Genomic DNA, 21,482 nt, shown 5'->3' on the forward strand with positions numbered 1-21,482 from the left:
GCTGTCACTCCGGAATCTTGTTTTTTTTATATTATTGATTGTAAAAATTCTACTTTGTGAGAGTCGTTCAGTCCACTTTCATCTCTTACTCTTTGAAATTCCTTAAAAGACGGAACATTCAAAACTTCATGCTGAATATCTTCATTGATGTAGTTTGAATAATGTAGAAATGTAATGCCATCTTCTTTTACGAAAACCTTATATTCAAATGTTGATTGATCAAGGTTTTTAAAATCCTCTAAAAACTTTTGAATATTGGCCTTATTTGATGAAACAAATTCAGGTTTTACAGTATAGCTTACCATTACATTAATCATTGTTATTTGTGTTTATTAAGTTAACTCTTGTTTGAAGTATAAGGAATACAATTATCCTAATACGATCTGTTTTGACGCTCGCTTCGCTCGCGCCTTTACATTAGAACAAGTCGTTTGCTGTAATACTCTTATCGTGTTTCGTGTAATCCACTGGTCTTTTTGCAAAGAAATCATCTAATGAATTGGCAAAAACTTCCTCTTCGAACCATACCATTGGTCTGTATTGCTCCGGAGTGATGTTGTATCTTGTTTTCATGTTGATTTTCTTCAAGCTGTCATCTACACGGTACTTCATGAAGTTTAATAGATCTTCTTTAGATACGTTATCAATTTCTCCTAATTCAAAGATCCAGCTTAGGATGTCTCCTTCTCTTGCGATAGACTCATCCACAAGGGTATAGATATCTTCAATATCGCTGTCTGTCAATAGATCAGGTTGTTCTTCACGGATTTTGTTGATCAGGTAGATTCCTGCATTAGCATGAATTTGCTCATCTACAGAAGTCCATGCAATAATGTTGGAAACATTTTTCATGAAGCCTTTGAATCTTGTGAAAGAAAGGATGATGGCAAATTGAGAGAAAAGAGAAACGTTTTCTACCAGGATACTGAATAACAATAATGCTGAAACATATTCTTTAGGAGTAGCAGAGTTGGCATGTTTTAAAGCATTTCCAAGGAACTCAATTCTACCCTTTACAGCAGGAATTTCAATTACATTAAGGAATTCATCATTATATCCTAATACTTCTAATAAACGGGAATATGCTTCAGAATGACGGAACTCACATTCTGCGAAAGTAGATCCTAACCCATTGAACTCCGGTTTCGGAAGGTGGTTGTATAAATTCCCCCAGAATGTCTTTACAGACACCTCGATCTGTGCAATGGCTAATAGCGCATTTTTCACAGCATGCTTTTCATGTGGTTCCAACTGCGAATGAAAATCTTGTACATCTGCAGTAAAGTCCACTTCCGAATGTACCCAGAACGATTTGTTGATGGCTTCTACAAATTGTAGAACTTCAGGGTATTCAAATGGCTTATAGCTTACTCTCTTATCAAAAATTCCCATATTAAAATATCTTTATAATTAAATAATTCAGATCTATGTGGATAATGTTCAGAAGGGGGTTAACTTTTTGTTTTTGTGATGGTTGTGAATTTAAGTTATTCACACTGCAAGTTTTCTTTTCTGAGCAAAATCTAATGACAAAGTTCGAAAAAAAGAACTGATTTTGAAAGAGGTAAATACTAATAGACTGACTTTTAGCTGTAAAAGTTTTCCACATTTACATGAAACTGGCTCGAATAATAGGCTAGAAGGCAATATAGGGGATAAATACATGGAAAACCCAAGTTACAGTTAAACGGAACTTTATAAACTATTTTAAATAAAGGAGTAAAGTGTTAAACAAAAAAATATTTGAATAAATTTTCTTTCTTGTAACAATTTGGAAATATCATCTACTTATTGGGTATAAAACATACATCACTTAATGTTAGTAATTCAGGATTTACACAAGTCATACGATACAGGAAAAAGCAAGCTTCATGTTTTGAAGGGGATCAATCTGAATATTTCAGAGGGAGAGTTTGTTTCCATTATGGGAAGTTCTGGTTCCGGAAAATCTACTCTTTTGAATATCATTGGTATTCTGGATGAAAAAGATTCAGGAACTTATGAGCTGGATGGTGTTCCTATCGAGCATTTGTCTGAAGTAAAAGCTGCGGAATACAGAAGTAAATTTTTAGGATTTATTTTCCAGTCTTTTAATCTTATCAGTTATAAAACAGCACTTGAAAATGTAGCTCTTCCATTATATTATCAGAATGTACCAAGAAAGGAACGTAATCAGAAAGCATTGGAATATCTGGAGAAAGTAGGTCTTACCCAATGGGCCAATCACCTTCCTAATGAACTTTCAGGAGGGCAGAAACAAAGAGTTGCCATTGCAAGAGCTCTTATCACTGATCCGAAAGTGGTGTTGGCGGATGAGCCTACAGGAGCATTGGACTCAAAAACCACCCATGATATTATGAAACTTCTTCAGGATATTAACAATGAAGGAAAAACAATCATTGTGGTAACCCACGAACCGGATGTAGCTGCACAGACGAAAAGGAATGTAGTGCTGAAGGATGGGATCATTGAAAGTGATGAGTTTATTAAACAGATTGTGCTTTAAGCAATTTGAAAATTTGAAAATGAGATAATTTGAAAATTAAATGATTTTAATTTTTCAATCTTTTAATACTAATAAAAATGTTTGACCTAGATCGTTGGCAGGAAATATTCAGTTCTATCCGTAGTAATGTACTTCGGACGGTACTTTCGGGATTTACGGTGGCTTTGGGACTGTTTATTTTCATTGTACTTTTTGGAATAGGAAAAGGGCTTCAGAATGCTTTCTCAGAAGGGTTTGCAGGAGATGCTAAAAATTTGATTACCATTTATACAGGAAAAACAACTTTAGCTTATAAAGGATTACAGTCTGACAGAACAGTAAACATGAATAATGATGACTACGATTTCCTGGTGAATACAGATAAAGAAAAAGTAGGAGCAGCCAGCCCAAGATATGCTACCAATTTAATGGTAAAATATGGTAAAGAAAGTGGACTGTATCAGGTACACGGTGCAGAACCTGGAGAACAGGTTATTGAAAACAGAAAACTTGTTGATGGACGATACATTAACTCTTTTGATTTAGCAAGAAAACAAAATGTAGCAGTTATCGGAAGGATGGTTCAGAGGGACCTTATTAAAAACGGAGGTTCCATAGGGAAAGAACTGGATATCAATGGAACAATGTTTAAAGTAGTAGGCGTATTTTCAGATGATGGCGGAGACAGAGACGAAAGACATATTACCGTACCTATTACCACTTTACAGCAGATGAAGAAAGGTTCTGATACTGTAAACACGGTTTATATAGCTTATAATGATAAATTACTTAACCCTCAGGATGCTATTAAATATGGCGACGAACTGAGAGATAAATTAAAAGCAAGAAAAAATGTTTCTCCTGATGACGAAAATGGAGTCCGTGTATGGAATAATGCCAAAAATATGAACGATACTTTCACCTTTATGGCAGTTCTTACAGCAATTGTTGGGTTTATTGGATTGGGGACATTATTGGCAGGGATCATCGGGATCAGTAACATCATGGTGTATATCGTTAAAGAAAGAACCAAAGAAATTGGAGTAAGAAAAGCTATTGGAGCAAAACCGGCAGGAATTGTTGCATTGATTGTTCAGGAAAGTGTGGTTATTACTGTAGTTTCGGGATTTGTGGGAATAGGAGTTGGGGTATTAACCCTAAGTCTGATCGGTGACAGCCTTGAAGAGTTTTTCATTAAGAATCCGAGTGTCGGGTGGGGATCCATCTTTATGGCATTTATTGCATTGGTTTTCTCTGGGTTGGTTGCGGGATTTGTTCCGGCATACAGAGCCTCAAAAATTAAACCGATTGAAGCATTGAGAACAGAATAGTCATTTGAAAATAAAATAATTTGAAAATGAAGTAATGATAACAGTTTGTTGATTTACTCTTTTACAACTTTTAATAATTTATAATTCAGAAAGGTGAATATCATATTTAAAAAAGATACTTGGCAGGAAATTTATTATTCATTGAGAAATAATAAACTCCGCACATTTCTTACCATGATTGGGGTAGGATGGGGCATGTTTTTGTATGTAAGCCTTCTTGGGGCAGCAAAAGGAATGGAAAATGGTTTTGATAAATTGTTTTCCGGATTTGCTACCAATTCCATTTTCCTATGGGCGCAGAAAACATCAATCCCATATGACGGGTTTCCAAAAGGAAGAGACGTTCATTTGAATTTGTCTGATATGGAAATGCTGAAAAAGAAACTTACAGATATTGATTATATATCACCACAAAATGCAAAAGGAAGTTTCACGGGGACTCCAGGGGAATCCATGTCAAGAAACGGGAAAAGTGCAACCTATTCTCTTACTGGAGACTATTCAGTAGGAAATAAAATTTCAGAAAAGAAACTTATTTACGGACGCTATATCAATGATGCCGACGTTTCAGGAAATAAAAATGTAGTGGTTATTGGAGAAGAAATCTATAAGAACCTTTTTGATTCCAAGAAGCATGAAAACCCAATTGGAAAATCCATCAATATTAAAGGCTTATTCTTTAATGTAATTGGAGTTTTCAGAGTGAAAAAAGGAGGTGGTTTTGAAAATGATCAGAGTGCTTTTATCCCATTATCCACCTATACTAAAATGTTTAACGCTGGGGAGCAGATTGATTTGTTTGCTATTGTAGGAAAGCCTAATGCTAACCTTAATGTATTGGAAGATCAGATAAAACAAATATTAAAATCAAAAAATAAAGTGTCTCCTGAGGATACCAATGCATTTGGAAGTGCAAACGTGGCGAAAGAGTTTAAAAAACTGACAGGTTTCCTTACCGGAATGCAGCTTTTAACCATTATTGTAGGAACATTAACGATTCTGGCAGGGGTGATTGCCATTTCAAACATTCTTTTGATTACTGTAAAAGAAAGAACTAAAGAAATCGGAATCAGAAGGGCATTGGGAGCAAAACCGGCTGAAGTAAGAAATCAGATCTTATTGGAAAGTGTTGTGATCACACTCTCTTCTGGTTTGTTAGGATTTATGTTTGGGATTTTTGTGTTGATGATTTTAAATATAGCCACTCAGGGACAGGATTCGTTTCCTTTTTATAATCCAACGGTAAACTACGGAAATGTATTTGCTGCCATGGCAGTAATGGTAATATTAGGTTTAATTATCGGGATGATCCCTGCACAGAGAGCGGTTAAAATCAGACCGATTGAAGCATTAAGGACAGAGTAATAATTTGAAAATGAAATAATTTGAAAATTTAAAAATAAAAAGAATCATCTTTTAATTTTTAAATCATTCAATCTTTTTAATAAAAAATAAACTATACATATGAAAAAGAAATTCACTTGGAAAAAAGCCATTTATATAGTGTTGGGGCTTTTATTTGCAGTGGCATTGTTCTCAGGGATCGGTTATCTTATAAAATCAAATTCCCAAGAAAGCGAGGCTTTCCTTACCCGTAAACCTAGTATCCAGAATATGGATGATAAGGTAATGGCCACTGGGAAAATTGTTCCAAAGGAAGAAATTGAAATTAAACCCAATATTACTGGGATTATCGATAAAATTTTAGTGAAGGAAGGTGATAGAGTGGAAGTAGGCCAGCTGATTGCTACAGTGAAAATTGTACCAAGTATTTCTGAAGTGAATGCAGCTCAGCAGGAAGTTCAGAATGCACAGATTCAGATAAGCAATGCACAGATGAATGTTGGAAATATGCAGAAGCAGTTTGATATGCAGGATAAATTGTATAATCAAGGTGTAGCTTCCAGACAAGAGTTCCTTAATGCTCAGCAGCAGCTATTCTCCCAGCAGCAGACCTTGAAAAATGCTCAGCAGCAGTTGAATACAGCACAAAAAAGATTACAGATCGCTAAAACCGGAGCTACTCCTGAACTTCAGGGGCAAGGGTTAGCAACTACACAAATCCGTTCCAAAGCTTCAGGAACCGTTCTTGAAGTCCCTGTAAAATTGGGAAGTCAGGTAATTGAAGCGAATAACTTTAATGCAGGAACAACCATTTGTTCAGTAGCCGATCTAAATTCTCTGATATTCAAAGGAGAAATTGATGAAGCGCAGGCAGGAAAGTTAAAGCAAGGAATGGATATGAATATTGTAATCGGTGCCTTACAGAATAAAACTTTCCCTGGAAAGCTAACCATGATTGCTCCAAAAGGAAAAGATAATGCAGGAACCATTAAATTCCCGGTAGAAGGAAACGTAGATAATCCTAACAATGAATATATCAGAGCCGGATTCTCTGCGAATGGAGAAATTGTATTAAGCTCACAGAAAAATGCTTTATTACTGGATGAATCTTTAGTTCAGTATGAAAAGAAGCAAGGAAAAGATGTTCCTTTTGTAGAAGTAAAGCAGGCAGATGGAAAATTTAAAAAAGTATATATTAAACTAGGAGCGAGCGACGGAATTAATGTTCAAATTCTTCCGGGATCCAATATTACAAAAGATTCTGAAGTGAAAGTTTGGAATCCTTCTGATAAAGACAAAGAAGAGTTGAAAGAAAAAGCAAAAGCAAAATAATAAACTTACTATACATTTTAAACTGTTAGATCCCGGAGTATACTTCGGGATTTTTTTATAAAAGCCAGATATTATATTGATGTAATAAATCAGAAGTTTGAAATGTCTTATTTTTAATTATAAATCAAACTATGAAGAAAAGCTACCTAATTTTGATCCTCTTTGTCATTGTGAAATTTGTTCTTCAATATTCCTTGGTAAACCCTGAATATGATTTGCAAAGAGATGAATATTTGCACTTAGACCAAGGTAATCATCTTGCCTGGGGGTATATCTCTGTTCCTCCCGTAAGCTCATGGATATCGTGGCTTATAAAAATATTGGGAGATTCTGTATTTTGGATTAGATTTTTTCCAGCTTTATTTGGAGCATTAACGATGGTTATTGTCTGGAAAGCTATTGAGGAATTAAAAGGGGGTATTTTTGCCTGTATTCTGGCCACCCTAGGGTTATTGTTATCTTCGCTGCTCCGATTAAATATGCTTTATCAGCCCAATTCATTGGATGTTTTGCTGTGGACTTCTTTTTTCTACATTCTGATAAAATACGTCAATACAGAAAAAGTAAAGTGGTTATATTGGGGCGGGGGCATTTTTGCAATCGGAATTTTGAACAAATACAATATTGCTTTTCTTGCATTAGGATTTATCCCTGCACTTCTCATAACAAAACAAAGAAGGATTTTTGTAAATTCGCATACATATGGAGCTGCACTTTTAGCATTAATAATTATTCTCCCCAATATTGTCTGGCAGTTTAATAACGGATTTCCGGTAATTCACCATATGAAAGAGCTTTCCGAATTTCAATTGGTGAATGTTAACAGATTTGACTTTTTGAAATCTCAGCTTTTATTCTTTATTGGTGTCACGTTTGTTATTCTGTTTGGCTTTTATGCATTATTGTTTTATAAAGCTTTTGAAAAAATTAGGTTTTTCTTCTGGGGATATATTATTACCATAGCAGTATTTATGTTTTTTAGGGCAAAAGATTATTATGCTGTAGGTATTTATCCTATATACATTGGATTCGGTGCTGTTTACCTTGAGAATATTTTAAATAGTGGATGGAAAAGGTTTCTAAAACCAGTTTGTCTTCTACATCCTATCCTTTTGTTTTTGCCAATATATAATTTGGCATTTCCTAACAAAACTCCAGAATCTATAGTGAAAAATCCTGAAAATTATAAAAAATTGGGGCTCCTGCGTTGGGAAGATGGTAAAGATCATTCCTTACCTCAGGATTTTGCTGATATGCTGGGATGGAAAGAACTAGCACATAAAGTAGATAAACAATACTCACAATTATCAAAATCCGGGAATACTTTAGTGCTTTGCGATAATTATGGACAGGCGGGAGCAATTAATTTTTACTCAAAAAAGGGTGTAAAGGCAGTTTCATTTAATGCCGACTATATCAACTGGTTTGACTTAAGTAAGGAATACAAAAATCTAATTAGAATTAAAGATAGCTCAGAAGATGAACTTGAAAAGACAGGAGCTCTTTTTAAACATTCTGCAATAGCAGATTCTGTTACCAGCCCTTATGCAAGAGGAAAAGGAACAGTTATTTTCAGTTTTGAAGATGCCAATATAGATATACGAAAGAGACTTCAGGATGAGATTGATAATATGAAAGATCAATGGAAAAAATAAATTCAATTTTGAAACTTTCTTAGCAAATTAAAAAAAAATATTAATGCAACTGTATTGCGTTAGTTGGATTTATTGTAATTTTATCTCCTTAATAAATTATATCTCAACTGAAATATGCAAAGTAAAAATTTTGATGTTATTATCATAGGAGGAAGCTATGCTGGTTTATCAGCAGGAATGGCATTGGGAAGATCCTTGAGGAATGTTTTGATTATAGACGACGGGAAACCCTGTAACAGACAGACCCCGCATTCACATAATTTTGTTACTCATGATGGAAAAACGCCAAAAGAAATAGGAGAACTTGCGAAAAAGGATGTAGAAAAGTATGACAGTATTCAGTTTTATGATGGTAAAGTGATAAGAGTAGCCAAAAATACTAATGGCTTCTCTGTAGAACTATCTTCCGAAGATACATTTTATGCTAAAAAAATCATTTTGGCTTCAGGAGTAAAGGATACAATGCCTGATATTCATGGATTTACAGAATGTTGGGGGATTTCTGTTATACACTGCCCATATTGCCATGGTTATGAGGTAAGAAATGAAGTAACAGGAATTCTATCTGATGGAGATTTAGCTTACGAATTTTCTAAACTTGTTTTTAATTTGACGAAAGAACTTACTTTATTTACTAACGGAAAAACTAAACTTACCCATGAGCAGGTTGAAAAATTAAAGCAGAATACAATCAACCTTAATGAAGATGAAATTGTGAAACTTGAACATGAAAACGGAAATATTCAAAAAATTATATTTAAAAATGGGAATGAAGTTTCTTTAAAAGCTTTGTATGCGAAAATTCCTTTTGAACAGAATATTGATGTATCTGAATTGGCTTGTGAGTTAACAGAACATGGATTTATCAAAGTAGATTTTATGCAGAAAACTTCTGTTCCCGGAGTTTTTGCCTGTGGAGATAATACAACCATGATGAGGTCCGTAGCTAATGCTGTAGCACAGGGTAATTTTGCTGGAGCCATGGTAAATAAGGAACTTTCGGAAGAAGAGTTTTAGAGATTTACTTTATACAATTGAATGATGTAAAAGATTTGATTGTTTTTCGGATATTTCATTATTTAGTGCTTAAAATCATTTTTATCCATACCAAAATCTCAACGAAAAATCCGTACATTTGGGGTGAAAAATTTCAAAAACTAAAAGTAAAATGGATATTATTTTCGACCTGATTGAAAAGGAAAGACAAAGACAGGCCCATGGATTAGAGCTTATCGCATCAGAAAACTTTGTTTCTGAAAATGTGATGAAAGCAATGGGAAGTGTACTGACAAATAAATATGCTGAAGGGTATCCCGGAAAAAGATATTACGGTGGATGCGAAGTTGTAGATGAGGTTGAAACATTAGCGATCAACAGAGCGAAAGAACTTTTCGGTGTAGATTATGTGAACGTACAGCCACATTCTGGATCTCAGGCGAATGCAGCCATTTATCTTGCTGTTTTGAAACCAGGAGATAAGATCATGGGAATGGATCTTTCAATGGGTGGACACCTTACTCATGGTTCTGCTGTTAACTTCTCAGGAATTCAGTATGAAGTAGTTTCTTACGGAGTAGAAAGAGAAACAGGTCTTATCGATTATAACCAAATGAGAGAAGTTGCTTTAAGAGAAAGACCGAAAATGATGATCGCTGGATTCTCGGCGTATTCAAGAGATCTTGATTATGCTAAATTCAGAGAAATCGCTGATGAAATTGGAGCGACTCTTTGGGCTGATATTGCTCACCCTGCAGGTTTAGTAGCAAAAGGATTATTGAATTCACCATTTGAACACTGCCACGTTGTAACCACTACGACTCACAAAACATTAAGAGGTCCAAGAGGAGGAATGATTATGATGGGGAAAGATTTTGAAAATACTTACGGCCACAAAACTCCAAAAGGAGAAACAAAAATGATGAGCCAGGTATTGGATGGAGCTGTATTTCCAGGAATTCAGGGTGGTCCGTTAGAGCATGTGATCGCTGGTAAAGCGGTTGCTTTCGGAGAAGCTTTGGATGGTCAGTTTGAAACGTATGCAAAACAGGTTAAGGCTAATGCACAAGCTTTATCAAAAGCAATGATCGACAGAGGATTTGATATCGTGAGTGGAGGAACAGATAACCACTTAATGCTGGTAGACCTTAGAAATAAAGGCGTAAATGGTAAAGAAACAGAAAAAGCATTAGTGCTTGCTGATATTACTTGTAATAAAAACATGGTTCCTTTTGATGATAAGTCTCCATTTACAACATCTGGTATCAGACTGGGAACAGCTGCTATCACAACAAGAGGGCTTAAAGAAAATGATATGGAAACTATTGCGGGATTAATCTCTGAAGTAGTAGACAATATCAAAAATGAAGAAGTTCTTGCATCTGTGAGAAAGAATGTTAATGCATTAATGGAAGGAAAAGCGTTATTCAACTACTAATAAATAGTATAATATAATATAAAGAATGGGCGGAAGCTCATTCTTTTTTTATCCACATGGAAAAGAAGTCTTTTACTTTTGATGAAATTAAGCAGAAACTGGTAAGCTATTGTGTGTATCAGGATCGTTGTCATGCCGAGGTAGAACAAAAAATGAGGGAGTTTTTATTGATTGATGAGGCAAAGGAGGAAATTATCCTTTATTTGATGAATGAAAACTATCTTAATGAAGAAAGATTTACCAGAAGCTATATCAGAGGAAAATTTTATATTAAACACTGGGGAAGGAATAAAATCAAAATGAATCTTAAACAAAAGCAGATTTCTGAAAAGATGATTAGTATGTGTTTTGATGAAATATATGAAGATGATTATACCAAAACCATTACAAGAATCTATGAAGACTATTCTTCTAAGCAAAAGGGACTACAGGAATATCAAAAAAAAGCAAAAACTATAAAATATTTGATGAGCAGAGGTTTTGAATATGAGAAAATAAATGATATTTTTGACTAAATATTAATTAAGTTTTAAAATCATAATTATTTTAGACTTTTAAAAAAGATAAAGATCAAATAGTTATAAAAAAAGAGGCAAATTATTCACAAATATCACTCTTTGCTGAATTTTTATGGTATGATTTTTGTCAATCATTTGCTCTATTGACTGACTCTTAATGATTTCAGAAAATAGTTAAACATCAAATTTATTTTTGATTTCAGTGAAGGAATAAAATTTTATTTTATTTTTGCATGATTGTATCGAAATTATCATTGGTGGATAATTGAATCTTACACGAATTAAAAATATGAACACAAATATAGACAATGTATAATTCTCTTAGAAAAAAAGTATTTGGAGGAGATAATGTTGTCAATCTCTCAGACGTAAGATATCTTCCTAGATGGATAATATTAGTAATAGATATTGTTATTCTGGTTATATCTCTATTCCTTTCTACCTATATTATTGAAAAAATTACACAAAAGGAATTTATTTACCATGAAGATAAAAGTATTGTTTTTGCTTTTATCATATTGGTGAATACCTTCTTTATGTATATCTTTAAAACATATGCCGGGATTATCAGGCATTCTACTTTCATAGATTTGTTCAAATTGCTTGTATCATGTTTTAGTACAATGTTTGTGGTTGCTACAATCAATCTGATATACTTTTGGACTACAGGCGGAAAGTTTATTTTAGCTCCTTATCTGGTTTTATATTTTGTGATCTCTTTCATGGGGTTATTTCTCTTTAGATTATATGTGAAAGAGTTTTTTCACATTGTAAGAGAATATAGAAGGAGTACTTTGAAAAAAAGAATCTTGGTATTAGGTATTGATGAGCAATCAATAGCAATCGCAAGAGCTATTTTAGATAATCCAAATCTTCCTTATCATGTAGTTGGATTTTTGACGCAGAGATCTGATTCAAAAAGAGCATCACTTTTGGGTAAGCCAATTTATACTAAAGAGAGAATTGAACTCAGTACAAAAGATGATTTAGTCATTGATGGAGTAATTATAGTAAAAGAAATGATGTCTAAAAATGAAATGAATTCATGGGTGAATTTATTTCTGGAAAAAGATCTGAATGTCTTTAAAGCTCCTTCTGTACAAAAATTAAGAGACAGTGACCTTGGTGGTTCTATTAGAAATCTTCAGATTGAAGACCTTCTGAACAGAAAACCAATCAAAATTGAAAATGAAGAGGTTAAAAGCAGACACTATGGTAAAAATGTTTTAGTTACAGGTGGTGCAGGATCTATTGGTAGTGAAATCATAAGACAGGTTGCACAGTTTACCCCATCTTTGATTGTTGTCTTAGACCAGGCTGAAACCCCTTTATATGATATTGAACTTGAAATGAAGGAAAAATTTCCTCACATCAGATTCAAGTTTGTATTGGCTGATGTATCTAATATCCATAGAGTAGAGCCGTTATTCCAAACGTATAACTTCTCCATGGTATATCATGCTGCAGCTTATAAGCATGTTCCACTTGTAGAAGATAATCCTAATGAGGCAATTCGTGTCAATGTTTTAGGATCAAAGAATATTGCTGTTTTGTCCAGCCGTTACAAGGTAAACAGATTTGTAATGATTTCAACAGATAAAGCGGTAAATCCTACCAATGTAATGGGCGCCTCCAAAAGAGCAGCAGAATTATTTGTTCAATCTTTACAACATGCTGAAGGAAATACTACAAAATTCATTACCACAAGATTTGGAAATGTGCTGGGTTCAAACGGATCCGTTATTCCTCACTTCAAAAAACAGATAGAGGCAGGAGGTCCGGTTACAATCACCCATCCTGATATTGTAAGATATTTCATGACGATTCCTGAAGCATGTGAACTTGTTCTTCAGGCTGGAACTATGGGGCAAGGGGGAGAGATCTTCGTTTTTGATATGGGAGAACCTGTTAAAATTCTTGATTTAGCAAGAAGAATGATTAAACTATCAGGCTTTGAACCTAATATTGATATCAAGATTATTTATACAGGATTGAGACCGGGGGAAAAGCTATACGAAGAACTGCTGAGCGATAATGCTAAAACACTTCCTACCCACAATGAAAAAATCATGATTTCTAAAGATCCTACAATGTCGTTTTTCGAAATAGAACGGTTGGTGAATCAGATAACGGAAGCCTCTATAATGCAGGAAAAAGTAGAAGTTGTGAAGATTTTAAAGCTTATTGTACCGGAATTTATAAGTAATAATTCCATCTACGAGGTTTTGGATAAATAGGAAAAAATATAAATGTATATTTGTACAATTTTAAAATATGAAAAGTAGAATATTAGGGCTGTTTTCTATACTCTTATTAATATCATGTAAGGTAAAAGATAATGTTCAGAATGATTTAAACTATATGCAGAATATAGAACAGGTGGCTATTGAATCATCTGCAAAAAATTCTCGTAATACAATTCAAACAGGAGATCAACTGGTTATCCTTATTACCGCTAAAGATATGGATGTCGTAAGGCCATTTAATCAGAATTATTCTTCCTCTGAGATGATTCAGAGTGGTAATGCCTTTGCAGGCGGAAATATGCCTAATCAGGGAATAAGTACATTATCAGGACCTACCTATATTGTAGATAATAATGGTAATATAGATTTTCCAGTTATTGGTACAATTAGTACAACAGATAGAACTTTGATTGATATTAAAAATGAACTAAAAGAAAAAGTAAGCCAATATGTTATTAATCCAACTGTAAGTGTAAGATTGGCTAACTTTAAAATTACAGTACTTGGAGAGGTTAACAGACAAGGAGACTATACAATTACTAACGGACAGGCAACTATTTTGAATGCTTTAGGACTTGCTGGTGATTTAACAGGATATGGAAAAAGAACAGATGTATTAGTGGTAAGGACTGAAAATGGAACAGTTACTCATGGTAGAATTAACTTACAGGATGCTAATTTAATTAACTCTCCGTTTTATAATTTAAAGCAAGGCGATGCCATTATTGTTCAGTCAACTAAAGCAAAAGAAATTGCATCAAGACAGAATCCGAATACGGGACTTTATCTGAGTGCTATTTCTATTGGTGTTACAGCTATTGCTGTTGTTATAGGTTTATTTAAAAAATAAAAATTACGGTAACTAAATTATCAAAATAGTATTGTTAATTTTGATTATTTGTAAAGAATCACAAAAGAATGAAATCATATAATATAGCCATTATTGGACAAGGATATGTAGGATTACCTTTGTCTTTGGAGTTTGCTCATCATTATCCGGTTTTGGGTTTTGATATTAATACGGAAAGAATTAATGGACTTAATAATGGTCACGATACCACATTAGAAGCAGATATTGATAAACTTAAAGAAAGTTTAGTACGATATAATGAATCGAATGGTAATATTGGCTATAGAGGAACAAGTAATATTCAGGAAATTGCTGGGTGCAATGTTTTTATTGTAACAGTTCCTACACCTATTGATAAATACAATGCCCCAGACCTGAGCCCATTGCTCACCGCTTCAAAGATGCTGGGAGAAATTATTAAGAAAGGAAATATAATTATATATGAATCTACTGTTTTCCCAGGATGTACAGAAGAAGAATGTGTACCAATTCTGGAAAAATATTCAGGTCTAAAATTTAATGAGGATTTCTTTGTAGGATATTCTCCTGAAAGAATCAATCCTGGTGATAAAATAAACACCTTAACCAGTGTAATGAAAGTTACTTCTGGTTCTACGGATGAGATAGCACAGGAAATTGACGAATTATATAAAAAAATAATTATAGCAGGTACTCATAAAGCACCTAGTATTAGAGTAGCAGAGGCTTCAAAAGCAATTGAAAATGCTCAAAGAGATGTAAATATCTCTTTTGTTAATGAATTGGCTCTCATCTTTGATAGAATGGGAATTGATACCAGTGATGTTCTTGAAGCAGCAGGAACGAAGTATAATTTTCTAAAATATAAACCTGGACTTGTTGGGGGACACTGTATTTCCGTAGATCCATATTATTTGGCTCACAAAGCGGAACAACTAGGTTATCATCCAGATGTTATATTATCAGGTCGTAGAGTAAATGATTCAATTGCGAAATTTATAGCATCAAAAGTGATAAAACTACTTATTAACAAAGGAAATGTTATCAAAAATTCTCAGGCTTTAATCTTAGGAGTAACTTTTAAGGAAAATTGCCCTGATGTAAGAAATACAAAAGTTATTGATATCTATAATGAATTAAAAGAGTATGGCGTAGACGTAGATATCTTTGATCCATGGGCGGAAAGAGAGGAAGTCAAGCATGAATATGGTATCATTATTTTGGATCAACTTGAAGAAAATAAAAAGTATGACTCAATTATCATTGCTGTATCCCACAGAGAATTTCTCACACTAGATTTTGAAAAAATCAAAAAGGAAGATAGTGTTATTTTTGACACTAAAGCTTGTATCGATAGAAGTTTAGTAGACGCAAGACTCTAAAATTAGAAAACTAATTAACAACTGTTGTTAAATATAACAACTTAACAATTTGTAAAATTTAAAACTAAATAATGGATAATCCAATTATTGAAGAATCAGAAAAAGAAATTAATATTCAGGAGATTATTAAACCCTATTTAAGAAACTGGGTATGGTTTATTATAGTGCCTATCATATGCTTAATTACAACCTACTTTTATTTAAAGTTTGTTACACCTATATATAAAGTTCAGTCATCTGTTCTTATTAAAGATGCTAAAAAGACTCCTGCAGCAGGAGGAGAGTTTGGGGTTTTACAAGACTTATCTGGTTTTGGAGGAATGGGAACGAATAGTATTGATAATGAAATAGAAATTTTCAAGTCTAAGAAACTTATGTATGAGGTTGTAAAGCAGAATAATTTACAGACTTCAATATACACAAAATCGAAATTGACTGATGTGGAACTCTATAAAGAGGCATCACCCATAACCATTCAAGTTATTAATGAAAAGGATTATTTAAATAAAATAGCACCTGTTAACATTAAAGTTTCTGGACAAAATATTGTTTTAACAAGTGACGGTTTCCCTGAAATTAAAACTCAGTTTAATAAAACAATCAGTCTACCTTATGCTAATTTATTAATTAGTAAAAATCCAATTTATAAAAAATCTAAAGCTGAAGATGTTAACAATATGTATTTCACATATTCTTCTATAGAGGGTACTGTGAATTATTTGCAAAGAATATTAGGGGTAAATTTAGCTAATAAAGATGTAACTGTTATTAATTTATCATTAAATTATGCTAATATCAATAAAGCTAAGGATATTGTAAATACCTTAGTAAGGGTATATAATAATGATGCAATTAGTGACAAAAATTCAGAGTCTCAAAAAACTAAAGATTTTATCGATGATAGAATCAATCTTATTTCAAAGGAACTTGGTCAGGTTGAAAATGAAAAAGAACGTTTCAAATCAAGTAATCAAATTACAGACTTATCCACAGAAGCTAAAATAAATCTTGAAACATCAGCCGAAGCTAGATCAAAACAAATTGAATTAGAATCTCAACTTGAACTTACCAATGCTTTAATTGATTTTATGGGAAGGCAGAATAATACCCAAGTATTACCTTCCAATGTAGGACTAAACAATAGTACTGCCGCTACTAATATCTCAACTTATAATCAGCTTGTTTTAGAGAGAAATAGATTGTTGGAAAACGCTACCCCTCAGAACCCTTTAATCATTGACCTTAATAAACAAATAGCTTCTCTTAGAGGCTCCGTTATGGAAAGTTTAGTGAAGAATAGAACGGGATTACAACTTGCTAAAAATCAATATCTGGGTGAGCAAAACAATATAAGTACAAAAATCACTAAAATTCCTGCACAGGAAAAGATGTTTAGAAGCATTGAGAGACAACAGCAAATAAAAGAAAATTTATATTTGCTTCTATTACAAAAGAGAGAAGAAACAGCAATTTCATTGGCTGTTACAGCGAATAAAGCAAGAATTATAGATTATGCATATGCATCACCTGCTCCTGTAGCTCCTAAAAAAATACTTTTCTTAGGAGGTGCATTGCTAGTTGGGCTTCTTTTACCTATTATTCTTATTTATCTTAAAGAAATACTTAATAATAAAGTCAAAAGTAAGAGCGATTTGGAAAAACTTTCTCATGTCTCTGTATTGGGAGAATTACCAAGCGTTTTGAAGGGAGAGTCAGATATTGTACAGGTTAATGATCTTTCCCCGATGGCCGAAGCCTTCCGTATTTTAATTACTAACATGAACTTTTTATTACCTAAAAAAGATAAAGGAAAAGTAGTTTTTGTTACTTCTTCAGTTAAAGGTGAAGGGAAAACTTTTGTATCTGTTAATTTAGCTTTAACATTAGCAACTCCTAAAAAGAAAGTTATTATTATAGGATCAGATATAAGAAACCCTCAGCTTCAACGTTATAATACATCGAGAAGAGGATTGATAGGCTTGACAGAGTATTTGTATTCGGATCAAACCAAATTGGAAGATATAATTCATGTTACTTCATTCAATCCACATTGTGATGTGATTTATTCAGGAATGATTCCCCCAAACCCAACAGAGTTACTAAGCAATGGGAGATATGAAGAATTATTAGACAATTTAAGAACCAAATATGATTACATTGTTTTAGATACTGCTCCTCTATTATTAGTGACAGATACTTTCTTGTTTGCAGATTTGGCAGATGCTACATTATATGTTACAAGGTCTAGATATACTGAAAAATCTCTTATTGAATTTGCTAATAATAATATTGATAACCAGAAAATTAAGAATGTAGGTTTTGTACTTAATGATGTGGATAAAAATTACTATGGGTATGGTAACAAGTATGGTTATGGTTATTCAGCTCAGGAAAAAAACTGGTTGGAAAAAATTAAAGAAAGATTATAATGTCTAAAATTATTAATATAATACTTTCCGGAGGAGTAGGTAGTAGGCTTTGGCCCTTATCTAGAAAGAATAAACCTAAACAGTACTTGAATATTTTCGGAGAGAGATCACTTTTTCAGTTAACAGCAATTAGAAACATTGGTTTATGTGATTGTTTAACCGTAATAGGAAATACTGATAATTTCGAATTGTCTTCAAAAGCATTACAAGAGATTGACATTCCTGAATATCAACAGATAATAGAGGCCTCCCCTAGAAATACTGCTGCGGCTATAGCTTTTGCAGCATTTTCTACAAATAAGAATGATATTTTACTTATTACTCCTTCAGATCATTTGATAGAAGATGAAAAGGAATATAGGAAATCTGTAACTGAAGCAATTAATCTAGCAAGAAAAGATTGGATTGTTACATTTGGTTTAGTTCCAACTAAGCCCGAAACAGGATTTGGATATATTCAGATAAAAGGTAATGATGTGATAGGATTCAGAGAAAAACCTAATAAAGAAACTGCACAGGAATTTATACTCAAAGGTGATTTTCTATGGAATTCAGGAATGTTTTGCTTTAAAGCAGGTATTTTCTTAGAAGAACTTAAAAAATATCAACCTGACGTTTATACCAAATCTGAAATTGCTTTTAATGCCAGAAATGAAGATAGGCTGCCTATTGATGAAAGTATGAATATTCCTTCCATTTCTGTAGATTATGCAGTAATGGAAAAGACTAACAGACTTAAAGTGGTGAAATCAAATTTTAAATGGTCTGATATGGGATCTTTTGAGTCTCTGTACAATTACTTAAAAGACAATGGCCATTCAACAGATGAACATGGGAATATGGTAATAGGAACCAGTATTCATACAGAATTTTTGGGTCTTAAAAAAAGTATTTTAGTTGTTACTGATGATGCAATTTTAGTACTGAAAAGAGAAAAAGCTCAAAAAGTGAAGGATATTTATGAAAATTTATCCGATAAAAAATTAACATAAAAAATACTTATTATATAAAGATGAAAAAATATGATTATCTAATAGTAGGATCTGGGTTATTCGGAGCTGTTTTTGCTCACAAAGCAAAATTGGCAGGTAAAAGTTGCTTAATAATTGATAAAAGAGAACATAAAGGAGGCAATATTTATTGTGAAAATGTTGAAGGAATAAATGTACACAAATATGGTGCTCATATTTTTCATACTAATGATAAAGCTATATGGGATTTTGTAAACAGCTTTGTTGAGTTTAATAGATATACAAATTCACCTGTGGCAAATTATAAAGGGGAAATATATAATTTACCCTTTAATATGAATACTTTTAATAAACTTTGGGGAGTTATTACCCCAAAAGAAGCTCAGGAGTATATAAAGAATCAGATTAAAGAACTCAACATTTCTAATCCTTCCAACTTAGAAGAACAGGCTTTATCATTAGTCGGAACAGATATTTTTAACAAGCTGATTAAAGAATATACTGAAAAGCAATGGGGAAGAGAATGTAAAGACCTACCTGCATTTATTATAAAAAGACTTCCTGTTAGATTCACATACGACAATAATTACTTTAATGATAAGTACCAGGGTATTCCAATTGGCGGATATAATAAGTTAATAGATGGATTATTAGAGGAAATAGAAGTTCAGTTGGATACAGACTATTTTTTGAACAGAGAATATTTTGATTCTCTTGCTGATAATATTGTCTTTACAGGTAAAATTGATGAATATTATGGCTTTCAATATGGTAAGCTTTCTTATAGAAGTTTACGTTTTGAGACTGAGATATTAGATAATGAAAATTATCAGGGAAATGCTGTAGTAAACTATACAAGTAAAAATGAACCTTATACAAGAATTATTGAGCATAAGCATTTTGAATTTGGGACCCAAAGTAAGACAATTATAACTAAGGAATATTCATTAGAAGCAAGCAATAATACTGAACCTTATTATCCTATTAATGATGACGAAAATAATGAGTTGTATAGAAAATATAAAAAGTTAGCAGACAAACAAGAAAATGTTATTTTTGGTGGGAGGCTGGCTGAATATAAGTATTATGATATGCATCAGGTAATTGGTTCTGCATTGAAAAAATCTAGAGATATTTTTGGAATATAATCCCAAATAGTAATCTTCAATTTTTTCATATTACCGTACTAGAATGAATAAAATTTGGTAAATAAAAACGTGAGTTCTTCTAAACTAATAAAAAATACACTTTTCCTTAGCCTCGTTCAGGCGGTTAATTTTGTTTTTCCGTTGATAACGATTCCATATATTTCTCGAATAATAGGTCCGGAGGGATATGGTATATTTAATTATTCAACAGCTTTTATTGGTTATTTTACTCTTTTAATTGCTTATGGATTTGATTTAACTGGTACTCGGAAAATAGCTAAGGCAGATGGAAATAAATATGTTATCAATACTGTTATTTCGGAAGTTTTAAGCGCAAGGATATTATTATTTTTATTTTCAATAATTTTATTTGTGATAGCTTTATATTTTTTTAAACCAATTCAAAAGGATTTATTGACTGTTTCCATCTTATTTGTTGGTTGTTTGGGGACAGTAATATCGCCTCAATATATTTTTCAAGGATTACAAGAACTTTCAATTTTTGCTAAACTTAATTTTGTTCGAGGTATTTTGAATGTTGTTTTGGTTTTTACCTTAATAAAAAGAAGTGATGACTATATTTTTTTAGCGGTACTTAATGCATTTTTTATTATTTCAATTAATACTTTTTTATTCTTTTACGCCATCTGGAAATTTAAATTTTCTGTAAAGCTAATTTCAATTCATAAATCACTGAAAATTATTTTTAATGAAAGAATGATTTTCTTTTCTACGGTGGTGATTAGTTTATATACTTCTACGAATACTATTGTTTTGGGCTTTTTTGCAGATAATAAAGAAATAGGATATTATACAACTAGCCAAAATTTTCTGAATATTGTTAATTCGATTATTGCAATGCCATTATCTACTGCACTTTTCCCATTTGTAGGTAAATCATTTGCAATATCAAAAGAGAACGGTATTAATACCATAAAGAAGATTATGCCAATTGTTTTTTATTTAACTTTAGCAGCTTCCATTTGTTTATTAATTTTTGCACCTATTGTAATAAAATTATTTTACGGCCATAAGTTTGATCAATCTATAGCTGCTTTACAAATTATTTCTTTTTTACCTTTTATAATTGGAATGTCTAATATCTTTGGCATACAATTAATGCTTAATATGGGAATGGATAAACTGTTTTTTAAAACAACTTTTATAGCAAGTATATTTGGAGTTATTCTTAATATTTTTATGAGTAAAATATGGGGGTATATTGGAACGGCATGGAATTGTTTAATTATAGAATGTTTTGTTACCTTATTAATGTATTTTGCTTTAAGGCGAAAAAATGTTAATCCATTTGATATTGGAAATTTTAGATTTCAAAGTATAAAAGAAATGATATTAATCTCATTTCGAAAAAAATAAA

General features: G+C 32.5%; 17 protein-coding genes. 15 read left to right on the top strand and 2 right to left on the bottom strand.

Translation table 11 applies throughout. The features are described from left to right. Positions 1-26: 26 nt before the first annotated feature. On the bottom strand, positions 27-317 hold the full coding sequence (locus AC3HD6_RS00735) for a hypothetical protein (RefSeq protein ID WP_488894619.1): 291 nt from the start codon (positions 315-317) through the stop codon (positions 27-29). 100 nt (positions 318-417) lie between these two features. Continuing rightward, positions 418-1,392 (bottom strand): ribonucleotide-diphosphate reductase subunit beta, encoded by a 975-nt coding sequence (locus tag AC3HD6_RS00740; protein WP_041461620.1) that lies wholly within the window; start codon positions 1,390-1,392, stop codon positions 418-420. A 424-nt stretch (positions 1,393-1,816) separates the two neighbouring features. On the opposite strand from AC3HD6_RS00740, the gene AC3HD6_RS00745 reads away from it, so the two are divergent. The 15 genes from AC3HD6_RS00745 to AC3HD6_RS00815 all read left to right on the top strand — a co-directional run bounded on the left by AC3HD6_RS00745 (position 1,817) and on the right by AC3HD6_RS00815 (position 21,481). After that, positions 1,817-2,506, top strand: a complete 690-nt coding sequence (locus tag AC3HD6_RS00745; protein ID WP_488894620.1) for an ABC transporter ATP-binding protein — start codon at positions 1,817-1,819, stop codon at positions 2,504-2,506. 77 nt (positions 2,507-2,583) lie between these two features. After that, a complete protein-coding gene (locus AC3HD6_RS00750) occupies positions 2,584-3,816 on the top strand; it encodes an ABC transporter permease (RefSeq protein WP_488894621.1) in 1,233 nt (410 codons plus the stop codon). Positions 3,817-3,909: 93 nt separating this feature from the next. Beyond that, positions 3,910-5,181 (top strand): ABC transporter permease, encoded by a 1,272-nt coding sequence (locus AC3HD6_RS00755; RefSeq protein WP_488894622.1) that lies wholly within the window; start codon positions 3,910-3,912, stop codon positions 5,179-5,181. 99 nt (positions 5,182-5,280) lie between these two features. Further along, positions 5,281-6,492 (top strand): efflux RND transporter periplasmic adaptor subunit, encoded by a 1,212-nt coding sequence (locus tag AC3HD6_RS00760; protein WP_488894623.1) that lies wholly within the window; start codon positions 5,281-5,283, stop codon positions 6,490-6,492. A 131-nt stretch (positions 6,493-6,623) separates the two neighbouring features. Continuing rightward, positions 6,624-8,147, top strand: coding sequence for a glycosyltransferase family 39 protein (locus AC3HD6_RS00765; RefSeq protein ID WP_488894624.1), 1,524 nt, complete (start codon positions 6,624-6,626; stop codon positions 8,145-8,147). A 114-nt stretch (positions 8,148-8,261) separates the two neighbouring features. Continuing rightward, entirely contained in the window at positions 8,262-9,164 is a 903-nt protein-coding gene (locus AC3HD6_RS00770; RefSeq protein ID WP_488894625.1) for an NAD(P)/FAD-dependent oxidoreductase, read from the top strand. A gap of 151 nt (positions 9,165-9,315) precedes the next feature. After that, complete coding sequence (gene glyA, locus AC3HD6_RS00775) at positions 9,316-10,581, top strand: serine hydroxymethyltransferase (RefSeq protein WP_488894626.1); 1,266 nt, start codon at positions 9,316-9,318, stop codon at positions 10,579-10,581. 50 nt (positions 10,582-10,631) lie between these two features. Beyond that, entirely contained in the window at positions 10,632-11,096 is a 465-nt protein-coding gene (locus tag AC3HD6_RS00780; RefSeq protein ID WP_488895334.1) for a regulatory protein RecX, read from the top strand. Positions 11,097-11,407: 311 nt separating this feature from the next. Further along, on the top strand, positions 11,408-13,336 hold the full coding sequence (locus tag AC3HD6_RS00785; RefSeq protein WP_488894627.1) for a polysaccharide biosynthesis protein: 1,929 nt from the start codon (positions 11,408-11,410) through the stop codon (positions 13,334-13,336). Positions 13,337-13,373: 37 nt separating this feature from the next. Continuing rightward, on the top strand, positions 13,374-14,195 hold the full coding sequence (locus AC3HD6_RS00790; RefSeq protein ID WP_488894628.1) for a polysaccharide biosynthesis/export family protein: 822 nt from the start codon (positions 13,374-13,376) through the stop codon (positions 14,193-14,195). 68 nt (positions 14,196-14,263) lie between these two features. Continuing rightward, the gene (locus AC3HD6_RS00795) at positions 14,264-15,556 is read left to right on the top strand and encodes a nucleotide sugar dehydrogenase (protein ID WP_488894629.1); all 1,293 of its coding nucleotides are present in this window, start codon (positions 14,264-14,266) and stop codon (positions 15,554-15,556) included. A 71-nt stretch (positions 15,557-15,627) separates the two neighbouring features. Beyond that, positions 15,628-17,985 carry a GumC family protein gene (locus tag AC3HD6_RS00800; protein WP_488894630.1) on the top strand — a complete coding sequence of 786 codons (2,358 nt, stop codon included), beginning with the start codon at positions 15,628-15,630 and terminating at the stop codon, positions 17,983-17,985. After that, positions 17,985-18,977, top strand: a complete 993-nt coding sequence (locus tag AC3HD6_RS00805) for a mannose-1-phosphate guanylyltransferase (protein WP_488894631.1) — start codon at positions 17,985-17,987, stop codon at positions 18,975-18,977. The genes AC3HD6_RS00800 and AC3HD6_RS00805 overlap by 1 nt, the downstream gene beginning before the upstream one ends. Before the next feature lie 20 nt (positions 18,978-18,997). After that, the gene (gene glf / locus AC3HD6_RS00810; protein WP_488894632.1) at positions 18,998-20,104 is read left to right on the top strand and encodes a UDP-galactopyranose mutase; all 1,107 of its coding nucleotides are present in this window, start codon (positions 18,998-19,000) and stop codon (positions 20,102-20,104) included. Between the two features lie 69 nt (positions 20,105-20,173). Further along, complete coding sequence (locus AC3HD6_RS00815; protein WP_488894633.1) at positions 20,174-21,481, top strand: flippase; 1,308 nt, start codon at positions 20,174-20,176, stop codon at positions 21,479-21,481. Position 21,482: the final 1 nt, after the last annotated feature.

The organism is Chryseobacterium sp. II3a, from assembly GCF_057815135.1.

What these genes read in the sequence shown, in the direction of transcription:
- AC3HD6_RS00750 (WP_488894621.1), top strand. Translation starts at nt 2,584, where the DNA reads ATGTTTGACCTAGATCGTTGGCAGGAAATATTCAGTTCTATCCGTAGT.
- AC3HD6_RS00740 (WP_041461620.1), bottom strand. Translation starts at nt 1,392, where the DNA reads ATGGGAATTTTTGATAAGAGAGTAAGCTATAAGCCATTTGAATACCCT.
- AC3HD6_RS00800 (WP_488894630.1), top strand. Translation starts at nt 15,628, where the DNA reads ATGGATAATCCAATTATTGAAGAATCAGAAAAAGAAATTAATATTCAG.
- AC3HD6_RS00770 (WP_488894625.1), top strand. Translation starts at nt 8,262, where the DNA reads ATGCAAAGTAAAAATTTTGATGTTATTATCATAGGAGGAAGCTATGCT.
- glf (WP_488894632.1), top strand. Translation starts at nt 18,998, where the DNA reads ATGAAAAAATATGATTATCTAATAGTAGGATCTGGGTTATTCGGAGCT.
- glyA (WP_488894626.1), top strand. Translation starts at nt 9,316, where the DNA reads ATGGATATTATTTTCGACCTGATTGAAAAGGAAAGACAAAGACAGGCC.
- AC3HD6_RS00785 (WP_488894627.1), top strand. Translation starts at nt 11,408, where the DNA reads ATGTATAATTCTCTTAGAAAAAAAGTATTTGGAGGAGATAATGTTGTC.
- AC3HD6_RS00795 (WP_488894629.1), top strand. Translation starts at nt 14,264, where the DNA reads ATGAAATCATATAATATAGCCATTATTGGACAAGGATATGTAGGATTA.
- AC3HD6_RS00760 (WP_488894623.1), top strand. Translation starts at nt 5,281, where the DNA reads ATGAAAAAGAAATTCACTTGGAAAAAAGCCATTTATATAGTGTTGGGG.
- AC3HD6_RS00805 (WP_488894631.1), top strand. Translation starts at nt 17,985, where the DNA reads ATGTCTAAAATTATTAATATAATACTTTCCGGAGGAGTAGGTAGTAGG.
- AC3HD6_RS00745 (WP_488894620.1), top strand. Translation starts at nt 1,817, where the DNA reads ATGTTAGTAATTCAGGATTTACACAAGTCATACGATACAGGAAAAAGC.
- AC3HD6_RS00765 (WP_488894624.1), top strand. Translation starts at nt 6,624, where the DNA reads ATGAAGAAAAGCTACCTAATTTTGATCCTCTTTGTCATTGTGAAATTT.
- AC3HD6_RS00735 (WP_488894619.1), bottom strand. Translation starts at nt 317, where the DNA reads ATGATTAATGTAATGGTAAGCTATACTGTAAAACCTGAATTTGTTTCA.
- AC3HD6_RS00790 (WP_488894628.1), top strand. Translation starts at nt 13,374, where the DNA reads ATGAAAAGTAGAATATTAGGGCTGTTTTCTATACTCTTATTAATATCA.